The following is a 16,371-nucleotide window of genomic DNA, read 5'->3' as shown; positions in this document are numbered from 1 at the left end:
CGGTTGACCCGCTGAAGGTTGGGGAGGCGGCGGAGCGTCCAGGCCAAGCCCGGATGGGTTTGTAGAGTGGAGTACCGTTTTCGGCCGTGGCCGGAGCGCTCCGCGCGATCGTTGTCCGATGAGCCCTCGGGGCGCGGGGTTTTAACCCGCTCCCGATGAGAGGCCCCAGGCGGGCGGAAGGGAAGCGACCCTTCCGCACCGCGCGAGCGATTTCAGCCCGCGCCTGGAGCGCTCGCCGCCGTCGCCGAAGGGGGCTCCCGGATCAACAACGGTCCGAAGCGCCCGACGACCCACTCGGAGCCACCCACGCCTCGCAAACCGATCCCGCCGGGACCTTCGGACAACAGCGCGCGAGCACGACCCGCTCGACCGCCCCCACCACCCGTCAGGTCGCCAGCTGGACGGCCTCCCCAGTGGCGGGGCGAGAAGCATTATGCGGCCGGTTTTGGGAGTGATGCGTCGATTTTGCATCGTGACGCTGGTTGGCGGGCTTAGGGCGTTGAATTTGCTGGGCGTGAGGGGCGGCTATGCTCTTGGGAGCAAGGGGATGGACGCCCTCCTGGAGTCAAAAGCGGACGCTTTGCGGGTCGCCCATGGGAAGAGGAAGTCAGGTCCCCCGTGCTCCGCGCCGGAACCACAACAGGATCCCGCCCGAACCTAGAGAGCCGTCACAAAGAAGATCACCGTGGCGACGGTCATCACCGCGGTCGCGGCCCATCCGAGCGCCGTCTCGCCGTTTGACAGGGTAAGCCGGCCCATGGCCCTGGGGTTACGGACAATCAGCATCATGACCGCCATCAGGGGCGCGGCCAGCACACCGTTGACCACGGCGGCCCAGTAGAGCGCGCGAGCGGGGTCGATACCGACGTAGTTGAGTGACGCCCCCAGCAGGGTGGTCACCGCGATCGTGGCGTAGAACAGGCGCGCGCGCATCGGCTTGGCGTCGAGACTGCCGGCCACGCCCACCATCTCGGTCACGGCATAGGCCGCCGATCCCGCCAGCACCGGCACGGCGAGCAGGCCTGTACCGATGATGCCTACCGCGAACAGCGCGAACGCGAACGGTCCGGCGATGGGCTTCAGCGCCTCGGCCGCCTGGGCCGACGTCGTGATCGTCGTGATTCCATGCGCGTGAAGCGTCGCGGCGGTGGCGAAGACGATCGCCAGCGAGACCAGCGTGCTGAAGGACATGCCGACCAGGGTGTCGGTGCGGATGCGCCGCAGCTCGGGACCGGCTTCCTTGGGCGTGACGCACAGGGGCTTGGCGTGATGGCGGTGCTGCTCCTCGATCTCCTGGCCGGCCTGCCAGAAAAACAGATACGGACTAATGGTGGTGCCGAGGATCGCCACGAAGGCGGTGGCATAGGCCGCGTTCCACTGAATTTCAGGAACGACCAGGGCCAGCAAGGCCTGGCCCCAAGGCACCCCGGCGACCATCACGACGGCGAAGTAGCTGAGCAGGGACAGGGTGGTCCACTTCAACACAGCGGCGTAGCGGGCATAGTTCAGGAAAACTTCAACCACGACGCAGAACACGCCAAACAGCAGCGTATAGAGGGCGCTGGGCCCGCCGGTGAGCAACGACAGGGCCGCGCCCATCGCGCTCAGATCCGCGCCAAGATTGATGATGTTGGCGATCAGCAGCAGCATCACGACGCCAATGAGCACCGGGCGTGGATAGTGGCGGCGAAGGTTGCGCGCTATGCCGCCCCCGGACACCCGGCCGATTTCGGCGGCGACCTGCTGAATGACCGCCAGCAACGGAAAGCTCAGCACGAAGGTCCAGGCCAGCCCGTATCCGAACTCCGCGCCGACCTGACTGTGCGTGCCGATGCCGCTGGGGTCATCGTCCGCCGCGCCGGTGACAAGCCCGGGCCCCAACTGGGCGAAAAACCGACTCAGTCGGGAGGGTTTGGTCTTGCTCACAGCCAAGCCTTAGAGCACCGCGACAGCCTGGCCTTGATCTTCGTCATTGCGAGGCTCCCGATTGAAGCGACGTGCGAAATCCCCAGACCGTCCGGAGGTCGCGCCTAGTGGATCAGGGCTCGCGCCGCCGCGCGCGCCGCCTCGGTAACCTCGGCGCCCGACAGCATACGGGCGATCTCTTCCTCGCGCTGGGCGGGCGATAGCGGCTCGACCTTGGTGCGTGTCGACTGGTCATCACCGGACTTGGAAATCCGCCAGTGGGCGTCGCCGCGCGCGGCGACCTGGGCCGAGTGGGTCACCACCAGCACCTGGGCGTTCTCGGCCAGGCGCTTGAGGCGCAGGCCGACGGCGTCAGCCACGGCGCCGCCGACGCCCTGGTCGACCTCGTCGAAGATCATCAGCGGTTGCGGTCCGGTTCCGCGCCCGGCCAAAGCCGCCTTCAGCGCCAGGGCGAAGCGGGCCAGTTCGCCGCCCGAGGCGATGGCCTCCATCGGCCCGAACGGCGCGCCGGGGTTGGTCGAGATTTCGAAGGCCACGCGGTCCATGCCCGCCGGACCCACCCGATCTTCGGGCAGGGCTTCCACGGCGACGCGGAACCTGGCCTTTTCCAGCTTCAGCGGCGCCAGCTCGGCCTCGACCGCCACGGCCAGGCGGTCGCCGGCGGCGCGGCGCTCGGCCGACAGGGCCTCGGCGGCGAAGATGTAGCCGTCGCGGGCCGAGGCGGCCTCCTCCTCGGCGGCCTTCAGGGCCTCGCTCGAGGTCTCGATGGCCTGCAGGCGGGCGGCGAACTCGGCGCGCAGGGCGGGCAGGTTCTCTGTGGCGACGTTCAGCTTGCGGGCCATGGCGCGCAGGGCGAACAGGCGCTCCTCGGCCTTTTCCAGGCGGTCGGGTTCGAACTCGAAGCTGTCGGCCACCGCGTCGATGGCGGCGCTGGCTTCCTGGGCCTCGACCAGGGCCCGGTCGACGGCGTCGCAGGCGGCGGTCAACCGGGTCATGGCCACGCCGTCGGCCGGCGCGCCGGCGTGCAGGGCGCGCTCGCGGGCCCGTTCCAGCGCGCGGAAGGCCTGGGCCAGCTTGCCCGACAGGGCGTCGCCGCCCAGGGCGTCTTGGGCCGAGGCGATGTCGGCCAGGGCCTTCTCGGCCGAGCCCAGCAGGGCCCGTTCCTCGGCCAGGGCCGTTTCCTCGCCCTCGCGCGGGTCAAGGCGGTCCAGCTCGGACAGGCGAAGGGTCAGTTCCTCGGTCTCGGCGGCGGCGCGGTCGGCCAGCTCGCGCAGGGCCTGCGCCGCCTCGCGGGCCGCGCGCCAGCCGCTCCAGGCCGAGGCGACGGCCGAAACGGCCACGCCGCCGAAGGCGTCCAGCAGGCCGCGATGGGTGCGGGGATCCAGCAGGCCGACGGTCTCGTGCTGGCCATGGACCTCCAGCAGCAGGCCGCCCAGGTCCTTGAGCACGCCGACGCTGGTGGCCTGGTCGTTGACGAAGGCTCGCGAGCGGCCGTCGGGCGAAAGCTGGCGACGCAGGACCAGATCCTCGTCGCGCTGATAGTCCAGGCCCTTGTCGTCGAGATAGGCGAAGGCGGGGTGATCGGCCGGCAGGGCGAAGATCGCGGTGGCCGAGGCGTGGCCCGCCGCCCCGCGGCGGACCAGGCCGGCGTCGGCGCGCGCGCCGGTCGCCAGGCCCAAGGCGTCGAGGATGATGGACTTGCCCGCGCCCGTCTCACCGGTCAGGGCGGTAAGCCCGGACCCGATGGCCAGGTCCAGGCTCTCGATGAGCACGACGTCGCGGATGGAGAGGCCGATCAGCATGATGCGCAGAATCGCCCAGAATCACCGTTTCTCAAAGCGCCGAGACAAGGCGATGTTCCACATGTGTTCCGAAGCGGCGAAACCGCCCCGCCCTACAGACCCAGAACGCCCCGGATACCGCCCTTTTTGACCGGCTTGGCGCCCGGAGGGGCCAGGGTGGCGTTCTTTTCGTGGACCAGACGATCCAGCAGGTTCTTCTTGGCGCCGGGGGTCAGCGGCTCGACGGCGGGGCGCAGGCCCTGGTCGGTCAGCAGCTTGTAGGCGTCCGAATACCAGCGATCGCCCGGGAAGTTGTAGCCCAGGACCGCGCCGTTGCGCTTGGCTTCCTCGGTCAGGCCCAGGGTCAGGTAGGATTCCACCAGACGGAACAGCGCTTCGGGCGTGTGCGACGTGGTCTGGTGCTTGTCGATCACGGTCTTGAAGCGACCGATGGCGGCCAGGGTCTGGCCCTGGCGCAGGTAGTAACGGCCGATGGCCATTTCCTTGCCGGCCAGCTGGTCGTTGACCATGTCGATCTTCAGGCGGGCGTCCTGCGCATACTCGCTGTTGGGGTAGCGCTGGACGACGTCGCGGAGGGCGGCCAGGGCCTGCTCGGTGGCGGCCTGGTCGCGGTTCACGTCGACGATCTGCTCGAAGTAGCAGACGGCCTTGAGATAGTAGGCGTAGGAGGCCGACGGATTGCCGGGATACAGCGACGTGAAGCGATCGGCGTCGGCGATGGCGTCGGCGTACTGGTTGCCCTGGTAGTGGGCGAAGCCGGTCATCAGGATCGAGCGGCGCGACCACTCCGAATAGGGGTGCTGGCGTTCGACTTCGCGGAAATAGTCGACGGCCTCGTTCCAGTTGCCGCGGTCCAGACGGTCCGCGCCGGTGGAATAGAGCAGCTCAACGGGGCGCTCTTCATAGGCCAGGGTCGGCTTCTTGGCCTTGCCGGCGCAGCCCGCCATCGAGACGGCGATAAGCAGGGCGGCGACTGTGGTGGCCGAACGTCCCGGGAATTTAAGCAGCACGGAGTCTCACCCTCGAAGCAAACGCGCGCCCCAGCGCCGTGCAAGGCTTCTACACCACGCCGCTTTGGGCGCAAATGCGAAGGCTGACGACGATGGTCGCGCTTCAGACAGCCTGGGCCAGAACCGGCGCATGAGTGCGCAGGCGCCAGGCGCGCGGCTGAGCCAGCAACGCCCGAACCACGGCGTTATTGAGGCCGTGACCGGCCAGAACGCCTTCAAAGCGGCCGATGATCGGCGCGCCCAGAACATAGAGATCGCCGACGGCGTCCAGCGCCTTGTGACGCACGAACTCGTCGGGACGACGCAGGCCTTCGGGGTTCAGCACCCGGTCGCCGTCGATGACGACCGCGTTTTCCATCGAACCGCCACGGGCCAGGCCGATGGCGCGCAGGGCCTCGACGTCACGCAGGAAGCCGAAGGTGCGGCAGTTGGACAGCTCAGCCCGGAACGATTCCTCGTCCACGGTCAGGTCGACGCGCTGGCGGCCGATGGCCTTGCTGCCGAACGCGATCTCGAAGGCGACCTCGAAGCGATCGGACGGCGTCAGGCTGGCGAACTTGTCGCCCTCCTCCACCAGGATCGGCTGCAGGATCTCGATATATTTGCGGGCGGCTTCCTGCTTGCGGCGGCCGGCGCGATCCAGGATCTGCACGAAGGGCTCGGACGAGCCGTCCATGATCGGAACCTCGGGGCCGTCGATCTCGACGATGCAGTTGTCGATCGACAGGGCGGCCAGAGCCGCCATCAGGTGCTCGATCGTCGAGACCCGTACGTCGTCGGCATTGTTGATCACGGTGCCCAGCTGGGTCTGGCAGACCGCCTCGGCCTTCACGGCCACGCGGTTGTCGCGGTCATGGATGTCGGTCCGCACAAAGACGATCCCGGCGTCGATCGCCGCCGGGCGCACGGCGACACGCACGTGCTCGCCCGTGTGCAGGCCGATCCCCGCGAAGATCACCGGTCCCGCGACCGTGTGCTGAAAATAAGCCGAAGCCGACACTCAAAACCCTTATCGTTGCTCACAAGCGGCCTGCTCGACCGCTCGACGCCCCGTGTACCATTTAGGGACTATGCCGCAGCGCGGCAAAGCAAGTCCTGTTTCGGATTGTTACCCACTCAAACCCTTGTAATCGCGATCTTTTTTCGACATTTTTCCGTCACGAAAATGACACCCGGCGTCGGGTGAACGCGGTTCGCGGTCTGGCGGTCTCGCCTCTGGCGTCGCGCGCGAGCGAGGTCTAGGCTCCGCTCCCTCAAGGGACCAGCGCCTCCAGGATTTCGCGTTTCATGATCAACAGCTTGCGCATCGCCGCCTCGGCCATCGCCCTCTCGGCGGCCATCACCGGCGTGGCCGTCGCCGCGCCTCACACGTTCACCGCCAAGGACATGGCCAGCCTGGAGCGCTTGAGCGATCCCCGCGTCTCGCCCGACGGCGCCTGGGTGCTCTACGATCTTCGCACGGTCAATTTCGTGGCCAACAAGAGCGCCCACGACCTTTGGATCGCCGACGCCAGGGGCAAGATCGCGCCGCGCAAGCTGGCCGTCTCGACCGGCGGCGTCGGCTCGGCCCGCTGGTCGGCGGACGGCAAGGCGATCTATTTCGTCTCGGGTCGCGCCGGCGGCGTCGACCAGGTGTTCCGCACCGACCTGACCGGCGAGAGCGCCGTCCAGGTGACCTCCATGCCGTTCGACGTCGGGGCCTACAAGGTCGCGCCGGACGGCAAGACCGTGGTGGTCAGCCAGGCGGTGTTCCCCGATTGCCCCGACCTGGGCTGCACCGCCGCCCGCCTGGACGCCCGCAAGGCCCAGAAGAACAGCGGCGTCGTCCATGACCGCCTGTTCGTCAGCCACTGGGACACCTGGGCCGACGGCACGCAGAACCACCTCTACGCCGTGAAGCTGGATGACAAGGGCGTGGCCGCCGGCGCGCCGGTGTCGCTGATGCAGGGCTTCGACGGCGACTCGCCCACCAAGCCGTTCGGCGGCGACGATGACTTCACCATCGCGCCCGACAGCAAGACCGTCGTGTTCTCCGCCAAGGTGGCGGGCAAGGACGAGGCCTGGACCACCAATTTCGACCTGTGGGCCGCCGCGCTGGACGGCTCGACCAAGCTGCAGAACCTGACCGCCGGCAACAAGGCCTGGGACGCCGCCCCGGTATTCTCGGCCGACGGCAAATGGGCCGCCTATCGCGCCATGAAGCGCCCCGGGTTCGAGGCCGACCGCTTCGGGATCATGCTGCGCGACCAGGCCACCGGCGTCGTGCGCGAACTGGCCGCCGACTGGGACCGCTCGGCCGAGGCCATCGCCTTCAGCCGGGACGGCAAGTCGATCTACGCCCTGGCCGGCGACGTGGGTCAGGTGAAGATCTTCTCGATCGACATCAAGAGCGGCAAGGTCACGCCGTTGACCGGCGACGGCCACATCAGCGCCTTCGACGTCGCCCCCCAAGGCCTGATCTACACCGCCGACAGCCTCAAGGGTCCGGCCCAGATCTTCGCTCTGGACCTGAAGAAGGGCGCCAAGCCCGTCCAGCTGACCAACCTCAACGCCGAGGCGCTGAAGGACGTGGCCTGGGGCGAGCCCGAGCAGTTCGACTTCAAGGGCTGGAACGATGAGACCGTCCATGGCTTCGTCCTGAAGCCCGCCAACTTCGATCCCGCTCGCAAGTATCCGGTGGCCTTCCTGATCCACGGCGGTCCGCAAGGCTCGTTCAACAACAGCTGGTCCTATCGCTGGAACCCGCAGGTCTACGCCAATGCCGGCTATGCCGTGGTGATGGTCGATTTCCACGGCTCCACCGGCTATGGCCAGGGCTTCACCGACGCGATCAGCCAGCACTGGGGCGACCGCCCGCTGGAAGACCTGCAGAAGGGCTGGGCCTTCGCGACCGGCAAGTACGGCTTCCTGGACGCCGACCGCGCCTGCGCCCTGGGCGCCTCGTACGGCGGCTACATGATCAACTGGATCGCCGGCAACTGGAACCAGCCCTGGAAATGCCTGGTCAATCATGACGGGGTCTTCGACCAGCGCGCCATGGGCTATTCGACCGAAGAGCTGTGGTTCACCGAGTGGGAGAACGGCGGGACGTTCTACGACAAGCCGGAAAACTATGAGCGCTTCAACCCGGTCAATCACGTCAAGGCGTGGACCAAGCCGATGCTGGTGGTTCAGGGCGGCAAGGACTATCGCATCCCGCTGACCCAGGGCCTGGGAACCTTCACCGCCCTGCAGCGCCAGGGGATCGAGAGCAAGTTCCTCTACTTCCCCGACGAGAACCACTGGGTGCTGAAGCCCCAGAACTCGGTGCAGTGGCACACCGAGGTGCTGGGCTGGCTGGACAAGTACACCGCGCCGAAGAAGGCTCAGTAGGATCTAATACTCGCCCCCTCCGGGCCTTCGGCCCTCTTCCCCCTACGGGGGAAGATGAGGTCGGCGCACTTCGTCCTCCCCTTACGGGGGAGGACGACCGCGTAGCGGTCAGGAGGGGGCAAGTCTCCGGAAGATCTACAGAAGGCCCGTCGCCACCGACCAGGTGAGGCGGGCCTTTTTTTCGAGTTCGCTCGGATCACGCCCCCGGGCATAGGCCGAGGCAAGAGCCGCCGGCGCCACGGCCGGAAAGGCCGCCACCGGCAGGCCCTTGAGCTCCCGCCTCGCCGCTTTCAACTGATCGGCGACACGGCGGCCAAGGTCGGATGGGGTCCAGTCCTCAGGCAAACGCGAGCGGCCCGACAGCTTCAGCCGCCACAGCCCGGCCAGGCCATAGGCCCGCGCCGCGCCCTTGACGGCGTGCGGGTCGGAGGCCGGATCCAGCCGCCGCGCGGCCAGCACGGCCAGGGCGCCGGCGGTGGCGTCGACATAGGCTAGCGCCCTGCCCTCGTCGGCCGGCGGCGCATCGTCCAGATCGGCGAAGCGGGCCTCGGCCATCGCGGCCAGGGCCAGGGGATCGACGCCCGAGCCGGCGATCGCCTCGACATTGGGATGCTTGCGCGGGGTCTTGCCGGCCGCCAGCTCTTCCATGGCCTCGCGCCACCAGGTCAGGCGGATCTCGCCCATCAGGGCGTTGGAAACGCCGCCGGCAACCCGGGCCAGCTCGTAGTTGAAGGCGTACAGCGCGATGACGTCGGCGCGCGCCTTCACATCAGCGATGAAGCGGCTGGCCAGCCAGCGGTCGGGATCGACGCGGCGGACGAGATCGTCGAGGGTTTCGGTATCGGCCATGGTCATCAAACGAAAGAGGGCCCGCCGATTCCCCGGCGGGCCCTCCCCTTACACGATTTGTCCGGGGTTTAGCCGAACAGCGTCTGGTTCATCGTCATGGTGGCCAGCATCGGGATGCTGAGCAGGGTGTTGGTGCGCGAGAACAGCATGGCCAGCTTGGCGGCCTTGGCCTTGGCGTCCGCGTCGGCTTCCACGATGCCCAGGGCGATCTTCTGGTTGGGCCAGATGAAGACCCAGACATTGAAGAACATCACGGTCGCCAGCCACATGCCCACGCCGATGAAGGTATAGCGGGCGTCGGTGTCGGGCGAGTAACCGCCCGCCACGCCCAGGGTCGCGGCCTCGAGCAGATAGTGACGGCTGATGGCCAGGATCACACCCATGACCCACGTAGCCAGGGCGGCCCAGCGGAACCAGAACAGGGCTTCCGGCGCGATATACTTGCTGACCGCCGGCTTCAGTTCGGCCGGGATCTGCGGCATCACGCGGATCTGCACGAAGTTGAAGTAGTACAGCAGCCCGATCCACAGGATGCCAAAGAACACGTGCATGAAGCGGAACACCGCTTCGAAGAAGATGAGGCCGCCACCGGCGTGCATGTAGTAGCCGGCGATCATCACCAGCGCGAGGATCACGCTGACAATGATGGTGTTACGAAAATTGGCGAGAAGTCCGGACATCCAAGTTCCCCCTAAGAGTCCCAGCTTGACAGTCAGCTATAAGCCTCTTCGCGGAGTCGGGCAAAGCCCCGAAAACCACTGATCCTCAGACCGCGATCAGGGCGGCGGCCAGTCGGCGGCCTTCGCTGGCCAGCACGTTGTAGGTGCGGGCCGCCGCCTCGGTGCTCATGAATTCCAGACCGATGCCGGCGGCCTTCAGGGCGTCGCGAACCTCGCGCGGGGGCAAGGCGTTGACCAGCCCGCCGCCCAGCAGCACGAATTCCACCGCGCCGCCGGCCGCGAAGACCTCGGCGAAGTCCTCAGGCGTCAGGTTCGAGAGCGCGGTCGCCGACCAGGTCCGTGGCTGATCGTCGATGACCAGCAGCGAACCCGGCCGCCAGTCGCCGGAGACCCGAAAGCCGCCGCCGCCCCAGGCGTCGATCGAGGGCGGACGGCGAAGCTCGGCCATTACGGACGCGAGGCCGCGCCCAGCTTCTGGGGCGTGGCTTCCTCGTCATTGCGGTTCACACCCCAGACCAGGATCAGCGGCAGGGCGATATAGATCGACGAATAGGTGCCGATGATGATGCCGAAGGTCATGGTGAAGACCAGCGGGAACAGCACGGGACCGCCGAAGATCATCGTGCCGCCCAGAGCCAGCAGGGCCGTGGTGCCGGTGATGATGGTCCGCGACAGACGCTCGTTCTCCGACAGGTCGATGATGTCGCGCAGCGGGGTCTTCTTGTATTTGCGCAGGTTTTCCTTGAGGCGGTCGAAGGTGATGACCTTCTCGTTCATGGAGTAGCCGATCACGGTCAGCAGGGCCGCGATCTCGGTCATCGAGAACTCGATGTGCATGACCGACAGCAGGCCCAAGGTCAGCACGATGTCGTGCAGCACCGCAGCCACGGCGCCGAGGCCGAACTGCAGCTGGAAGCGGAACCAGATGTAGGCCAGCATCAGCAGCAGGGCGATGCCCAGAGCCTTGAAGCCCGAGGTCAGCAGTTCGCCCGAGACCTTGGCCCCGACTTCCGAGCGGCTCTTGACGGTCAGGTCGGGGAACTTCTTGACCAGATCGGCCTCGACCTTCCTGGACGCCGCGCTGACGTTCTCGCCCTTGACCGGCAGGAACTTGACGATGGCCGAGTTGGGCGAACCGAAGCCCTGCACCTGGCCGTCATGGGCGCCGGTGGCGTCGAGTTCGTTGCGAAGCTCGGCCAGCGGCACGGGCCGGGGCATGGCGATCTCAAGCGCGACGCCGCCCTTGAAGTCGATGCCCAGGTTCAGGCCCTGGGTGAACAGCGAGACGCCCGAGCCGAGGATCAGGATGGCCGAGAAGACGGCCGCGACCGGAGCCCACTTCACGAAGCGGAAGTGGGTGGCGCGAGGGATATAGCGGATAAGGGGCCAGCGCACGGGTGCGTCTCCTATGCGATCGGCAGCTTCTTCGGCTTGGCGACTTTGAACCACCAACCGATGAGAACTTGGGTGATAATGACGGCGGTGAACACCGAGGTGAACACGCCGATCGAAAGGGTCCAGGCAAAGCCCTTCACCGGCCCCGAGCCGAAGCCGAACATGATCAGCGCAGAGATCAGGCTGGTGATGTTGGCGTCGAGGATCGAGACCAGGGCCAGGCGGAAGCCGGTGTCGGCCGCCGACATGGGCGTTCGCCCGGCATTGGCCTCGTCGCGCATCCGCTCGTAGATCAGCACGTTGGCGTCAACCGCGACCGCCAGGGTCAGGATCAGGCCGGCGATGCCGGGGAAGGTCAGGGTGGCCTGGGTCATCGACATGATGCCGATGATCATCAGCACGTTGACGACCAGGGCGATGGCCGCGAACACCCCGAACAGGCCATAGGCCAGGATGATGAACACGAACATCGCCGCGGCGCCGATCGCCAGCGAGATGGTGCCGGCCCGCACGGCGTCGGCGCCCAGTTCGGCGGTGACGGTGCGTTGGTCTTCCGGGATCAGCGGCGCGGGCAGAGCGCCCGAACGCAGCAGCAGCGAAAGCTCCGCGGCGCTCTCAACCGTGAAGTTGCCGGTGATGATGCCGTTGCCGCCGGTGATGGCGCCGTTGATAACCGGGGCCGAGATGACCTTGTTGTCGAGGACGATCGCGAACTTCTTGCCGACGTTGCGTGCCGTCGCGTCGCCGAACTTGCGCGAACCCTGGCCATTGAAGGTGAAGGCCACGGCCGGGCGGCCGTTCTGGTCGAAGCTCTGCGCCGAATTGGTCAGCTCGTCGCCCGAGACCAGCGCCCGCTTACGCAGCACATAGGCCGGGGTGTAGCCGTCCTCGCTGGGAACCATGACCGAACCCGGGGGAATGCGCCCGGCGGCCATGTCTTCCGGCGTCACCGTCTCGTCGACCATCTGGAAGGTCAGCTTGGCGGTCTTGCCGATGATGTTCTTCAGCTTCTCCGGGTCGCTCTCGCCGGCGGCCTGGATCATGATCCGGTTCGTACCCTGGCGGGTGATCGTCGGTTCCTTGGTGCCCAGGCTGTCGATCCGGCGACGGATCGTCTCGATCGACTGCTCCACCGCCTTGGCCGCGTCGGCCTTGGCGGCCTCGGCGACGAAGGTGATTTCCAGGCGCTGATTGTCCCGGGTGGCGACCGACACGTCGCGGCCGCCGATCGCGCCGACCAGCGGCGCGCCGACGGTGCGGCGCAGCAGGGCCGCGGCGTTGTTGACCTTGCCCGCATCGGCGATGCGGACGCTGATCACGCCGTTGGCCTCGCCCAGCTCGCCGAACTCGATCTGTTCGCCGCGCAGGGTGGTGCGGACGTCTTCGACCAGGTTGGTGAGGCGCTCCTTGCGAAGCGCGTCGGTGTCGACCTCGTACAGAAGGTACGACCCGCCTTGCAGGTCGAGACCCAGGTTCAGCTTCTGGTGGGGAACCCAGCCAGGCAGCGCGTCGAGGGTCTTCTGCGGAAGAAGGTTCGGCAGGGTGAAGAGGATGCCGAAGATCACCGACAAGGTGACGGCGAAAATCTTCCAGCGGGACAGTGTCAGCATGGATTTAGGGCTCTGGACGACGCCTCGCGGCGCCCCGTTCTAGCTAGGCGTTAGGTCAATCAGCTCTTCGGATCGTTCGCCGGGGCGGGTTCGCCCTTGGCGCGGACTTCGGTGATCATGCCCTTGACGACCTTGACGGTGACGCCCTGGGCGATCTCGACGCCGACTTCCTTGTCCTCGACGCGGACGATCTTGCCCAGCATGCCGCTGGACAGAACGATATTGTCGCCACGCTTCAGATTGGAGAGCATCACCTGATGCTCCTTGGCCCGCTTTTGCTGCGGACGGATCAGCATGAAGTAGAACAGAACGACCATCAGCAGGATGGGGGCGATCTGTAGGATCTGTGCGTTCAAGCCAGCAGGCATGACAACTCCAAAATTTGTGCGGTCGCGCCCTCCATATGGGGTCGCGCCAAGTCGGCGGAAGCTATGCGTTCACCTCGTCTTTTGCAATGAGCGGCCGGCGAGGTTAGGACCGGGGCATGATCGACGACCAAAACGCCCTGCTCGCCCGCATCGCCGACGCCCTGGAGCGCCTGGCGCCGGCCGCGCCGACGCCCCCGGATTTCAGCGGCGCGCGCCTGTTCCGGCATGATCGCGCCGGCGCCGCCTTCGTGGCCGCGCCCGACTATCCGATGGCGCTGGACCTGCTGGTCGGCGTCGAACGCCAGAAGGATCGCTTCGTCGAGAACCTGACCCGCTTCGCCGTCGGCCTGCCCTGCAACCACGTCCTGCTGTGGGGTGTGCGCGGCACGGGGAAAAGCTCGATGACCAAGGCCGCCTTCATGGCCGTCAGCGCCGACCACCCCGACCTGAAACTGGTCGAGGTGGATCGCGACGAGATCGCCGCCCTGCCCCCACTGTTCGATCTGCTGCGGGCCCGCGGCGAGCGCTTTGTCGTCTTGTGCGACGACCTGTCGTTCGAGGACGGCGCGGCGGCGGCCAAGGCTCTGAAGTCAGCGCTGGAGGGCGGCGTCGCCGGTCCGCCCGAGAACGTGCTGTTCGTCTCCACCTCCAACCGCCGCCACCTGATGCCGCGCGACCATGTCGAGAGCCATGGCGCCATCGCCGCCGCCGAGGACGCCGAGGAGGAGATGAGCGTCTCCGACCGCTTCGGCCTGTGGATCGGCTTCCCGCCGATGGACCAGCCCACCTATCTGGAGGCGATCCGAACCTATGCCGAGCGTTTCGACCTGGTGGTCGACAATCTCGACCGTCGGGCCCTGCAGTGGTCGCAGCTGCGCGGCGCGCGCTCGGGCCGGGTGGCCTGGCAGTTCATCCGCGACCTGGCGGGCGAGCTGGGCAAGAGCCTGCCGGCTTGATGTGGATCCTCCCCCTGAAGGGGGAGGCGGCCGGAGGCCGGCGGGGGAAGACCGCACCGAGTCAGCAGCACTTCCCCCTCCGTCGCCTGCGGCGACACCTCCCCCGCTAGGGGGAGGAATTCAACGCATTCCCGCAGCCGCGCCCGAGGCGTATAATGACGCCGGAAGACAATCGGAGCGTCCCCATGGGCAAGCCGTGGTTTCGGACCAAGCGTTATGGTTTCGGCGCGGGAGCGCCATGCAGTTGGGAAGGCTGGGTGGCCAGCCTAGCGTTCCTCGCCGCCTTCACCATCCTGGCGGGCCTGTCGTCCACGGACGCCAGCCACACGCGGCTTTGGGTCGCCCTGCAGCTGGGCGTCATCTTCGGGTTCGTGGTGCTGGTCTGGCTCAAGAGCGACAAGCCCTGGGGCTGGCGCTGGGGCGGCGAATAGCAAAAAGGCCCGCCTCTCTCGAAGCGGGCCTTTCCCAGAAAACTATTTCGGCAGAACCAGACCTGGATCGACCGGACGGGCCTTGTCCTTGACCGTCGGCGCATAGCGCATCTCGAAGTGCAGCTGGGGTTCGTTGACGCCGCCCGTGGCGCCCACCGTGCCCAGTTGCTGGCCCTTGACCACCGTCTGACGCATCTTCACGTCGGTCGAGCCGAGATGGGCATAGGCCGTGACCCAGCCGTCGGCGTGCTTGACCAGCACCAAGTTGCCGAAGGTCGGGACCTGGTTGCCGGCATAGGCGATCTCGCCATCGGCGGCGGAGACCACGGGCGTGCCCGAGGCGGCGCGGATGTTCAGGCCGTCATTGCGCTGGCCCGTGCCCTTGGCGCCGAAGTCGGAGATGATCTCGCCGCGCAGGGGCCAGCCGAAGCGACCCTTGCCCGAGGCGATGATCTCGGCCTCGGTAGGCGCGGCGCTGCTCTCGATGATCGGACGGGCGGTGGAGGCCGGCGGCGGATTGACCGGCATGGCGGCGACCGGGCCGGTCGGGCGCGGATAGCTGGACGGCGGCGACGACGCGGCGGGCTGAGGGGCGCTGGGCCTGTAGGGGATCGGCGCGGCGGGCGTGGTCACGGCCGGCTGGGTCGGGATCGGGGTCGGGGTCGGGGTCTCGGCATAGGTCCGCGACGGCGCGGCCGGCGTCGTCGTCGTGGTCTTGATCGGGCCCTTGTCCTTGTAGCCATCCGGCAAAAGGATCTTCTGGCCCTTCTTGACCGACGCGCTGGTCCTCAGGTCGTTCTCGGCGGCCAGCGCCTTGACGCTGACATTGAAGCGCTTGCCGATGGCCGTGAGGGTGTCGCCGCTGGTGGCGACATAGGCCTTGGCCGTGGTCGCGGGGCCCTTGAGCCTGCGGCCCAGCTTCAGCGGCTTGTCGGCGTCCAGGTCGTTGGCGTCGGCCAGTTCCTTGACGCTCATGTCGAAGCGTTTGGCGATGGCCGTCAGGGTGTCGCCGGACTTGACCGTATAGACCTGACGGGGCCCCGCCACGCTGACCACCGAACCGGTGACGCTGAGCGACGTGGTGGTCGTGCTGGCCGACGCGCCGAACGGCGAGGACGCCGCCGGCTGGGTCGTGGCGGGCGTGGCGCCGCGCGGGGCCTCGACCGGGCGATAGGCGGGCGTGGCCACGGCCTGGGTGGTCGTGGAGGAAGCGCTGGAAGCCGGCGCCGCGACCGTGGTCTTGATCGGGCCCTTGTCCTTGTAGCCTTCCGGCAGAAGCAGCTTCTGGCCCTTCCTGATCGCCGCGCCGGCCTTCAGGTCGTTCTCGTCGGCCAGGGCCGAAGCGGTAACGTTGAAGCGCTTGGCGATGGCGAACATCGTGTCGCCGGTCTGGACCACATAGGCCTTCTGCTCGCTGGCCGGCCCCTTGATCTTCTGGCCCAGCTTCAGGCGGTAAGGCGGCTCAAGGTCGTTGAGCTTCACCAGTTCGGCGCGGCTGGTTCCAAAGCCGCGGGCGATGGCGTCGAGGGCGTCGCCGGACTCGACCACGCGGATCTTCGGCTTGCCGGCCACCTCGACCACCGGACCCGTCACGCTGGTGACGACCACAGGCGGGGCCGGACGGGTCTGAACCGGCGGCGGCGGGGGGGGCGGAGGCGGCGTGTAGGCGGCGGGCGGCGGCAACTCGGTGCGGGTGACCGGCGGCTCGCTATAGGTCGGCGGCGCGGGCGCGGCCTCGACCGGGATGGGTTCGCGGCGGATCACCTCGCTCTGGGCCGGCGCGGTGTCGGCGACCGGAGCCTGGGTGATCGGGAAGTTGGGCGTCTGGGCGCGCGGCGCCGGCGCGGCCGGCAGGCCATCGCGCGCGGGATACTGCGGGGCCCCGGTCGTCTCGCAGGCGGCGAGCGTTCCAGCCGTCAGGGCGATCACCGCCGCTCGCGTCCACAACTGCCTCATAGCCTCTCCTCTCCCC

The 16,371-nt window shown here is 67.6% G+C and carries 14 protein-coding genes; 3 read left to right on the top strand and 11 right to left on the bottom strand.

Annotation, left to right across the window (positions count from 1 at the left end; genetic code table 11):
• Positions 1 to 657: 657 nt before the first annotated feature.
• The 4 genes from ACQY9P_RS14990 to lpxC all read right to left on the bottom strand — a co-directional run bounded on the left by ACQY9P_RS14990 (position 658) and on the right by lpxC (position 5,738).
• The gene (locus ACQY9P_RS14990; protein ID WP_421738482.1) at positions 658 to 1,926 is read right to left on the bottom strand and encodes an NRAMP family divalent metal transporter; all 1,269 of its coding nucleotides are present in this window, start codon (positions 1,924 to 1,926) and stop codon (positions 658 to 660) included.
• Between the two features lie 104 nt (positions 1,927 to 2,030).
• Positions 2,031 to 3,728: a DNA repair protein RecN gene (recN, locus tag ACQY9P_RS14985; protein ID WP_421738483.1), complete on the bottom strand. Its 1,698-nt coding sequence runs from the start codon at positions 3,726 to 3,728 to the stop codon at positions 2,031 to 2,033.
• Positions 3,729 to 3,820: 92 nt separating this feature from the next.
• Positions 3,821 to 4,738: an outer membrane protein assembly factor BamD gene (locus ACQY9P_RS14980; protein ID WP_421738484.1), complete on the bottom strand. Its 918-nt coding sequence runs from the start codon at positions 4,736 to 4,738 to the stop codon at positions 3,821 to 3,823.
• 103 nt (positions 4,739 to 4,841) lie between these two features.
• Positions 4,842 to 5,738 (bottom strand): UDP-3-O-acyl-N-acetylglucosamine deacetylase, encoded by an 897-nt coding sequence (gene lpxC, locus ACQY9P_RS14975; RefSeq protein WP_421738485.1) that lies wholly within the window; start codon positions 5,736 to 5,738, stop codon positions 4,842 to 4,844.
• A 287-nt stretch (positions 5,739 to 6,025) separates the two neighbouring features.
• On the opposite strand from lpxC, the gene ACQY9P_RS14970 reads away from it, so the two are divergent.
• On the top strand, positions 6,026 to 8,110 hold the full coding sequence (locus ACQY9P_RS14970; protein ID WP_421738486.1) for a prolyl oligopeptidase family serine peptidase: 2,085 nt from the start codon (positions 6,026 to 6,028) through the stop codon (positions 8,108 to 8,110).
• A gap of 135 nt (positions 8,111 to 8,245) precedes the next feature.
• On the opposite strand, the gene ACQY9P_RS14965 is transcribed toward ACQY9P_RS14970, so the two are convergent.
• From ACQY9P_RS14965 to yajC, 6 genes are all read right to left on the bottom strand, one after another.
• Positions 8,246 to 8,959 (bottom strand): squalene/phytoene synthase family protein, encoded by a 714-nt coding sequence (locus ACQY9P_RS14965; RefSeq protein WP_421738487.1) that lies wholly within the window; start codon positions 8,957 to 8,959, stop codon positions 8,246 to 8,248.
• A 68-nt stretch (positions 8,960 to 9,027) separates the two neighbouring features.
• Positions 9,028 to 9,639, bottom strand: coding sequence for a urate hydroxylase PuuD (locus tag ACQY9P_RS14960; RefSeq protein ID WP_421738488.1), 612 nt, complete (start codon positions 9,637 to 9,639; stop codon positions 9,028 to 9,030).
• A gap of 85 nt (positions 9,640 to 9,724) precedes the next feature.
• The gene (locus ACQY9P_RS14955) at positions 9,725 to 10,087 is read right to left on the bottom strand and encodes an Mth938-like domain-containing protein (RefSeq protein ID WP_421738489.1); all 363 of its coding nucleotides are present in this window, start codon (positions 10,085 to 10,087) and stop codon (positions 9,725 to 9,727) included.
• The gene (gene secF, locus ACQY9P_RS14950) at positions 10,087 to 11,034 is read right to left on the bottom strand and encodes a protein translocase subunit SecF (protein WP_421738490.1); all 948 of its coding nucleotides are present in this window, start codon (positions 11,032 to 11,034) and stop codon (positions 10,087 to 10,089) included. The genes ACQY9P_RS14955 and secF overlap by 1 nt, the downstream gene beginning before the upstream one ends.
• An 11-nt stretch (positions 11,035 to 11,045) precedes the next feature.
• Positions 11,046 to 12,644 carry a protein translocase subunit SecD gene (gene secD, locus ACQY9P_RS14945; protein WP_421738491.1) on the bottom strand — a complete coding sequence of 533 codons (1,599 nt, stop codon included), beginning with the start codon at positions 12,642 to 12,644 and terminating at the stop codon, positions 11,046 to 11,048.
• Positions 12,645 to 12,703: 59 nt separating this feature from the next.
• A complete protein-coding gene (gene yajC, locus ACQY9P_RS14940) occupies positions 12,704 to 13,012 on the bottom strand; it encodes a preprotein translocase subunit YajC (protein WP_421738492.1) in 309 nt (102 codons plus the stop codon).
• A gap of 116 nt (positions 13,013 to 13,128) precedes the next feature.
• On the opposite strand from yajC, the gene ACQY9P_RS14935 reads away from it, so the two are divergent.
• Positions 13,129 to 13,968 carry an ATP-binding protein gene (locus ACQY9P_RS14935; RefSeq protein WP_421738493.1) on the top strand — a complete coding sequence of 280 codons (840 nt, stop codon included), beginning with the start codon at positions 13,129 to 13,131 and terminating at the stop codon, positions 13,966 to 13,968.
• 257 nt (positions 13,969 to 14,225) lie between these two features.
• Complete coding sequence (locus ACQY9P_RS14930) at positions 14,226 to 14,399, top strand: hypothetical protein (RefSeq protein WP_421738494.1); 174 nt, start codon at positions 14,226 to 14,228, stop codon at positions 14,397 to 14,399.
• A 42-nt stretch (positions 14,400 to 14,441) separates the two neighbouring features.
• On the opposite strand, the gene ACQY9P_RS14925 is transcribed toward ACQY9P_RS14930, so the two are convergent.
• On the bottom strand, positions 14,442 to 16,355 hold the full coding sequence (locus ACQY9P_RS14925) for a LysM peptidoglycan-binding domain-containing protein (RefSeq protein WP_421738495.1): 1,914 nt from the start codon (positions 16,353 to 16,355) through the stop codon (positions 14,442 to 14,444).
• Positions 16,356 to 16,371: the final 16 nt, after the last annotated feature.

Origin of the sequence: Caulobacter sp., assembly GCF_965279145.1 — a bacterium.
Classification (GTDB): domain Bacteria; phylum Pseudomonadota; class Alphaproteobacteria; order Caulobacterales; family Caulobacteraceae; genus Caulobacter.
Note: the sequence above shows the minus strand (reverse complement) of the source record. Positions and strands in the feature narration are given on the sequence as shown.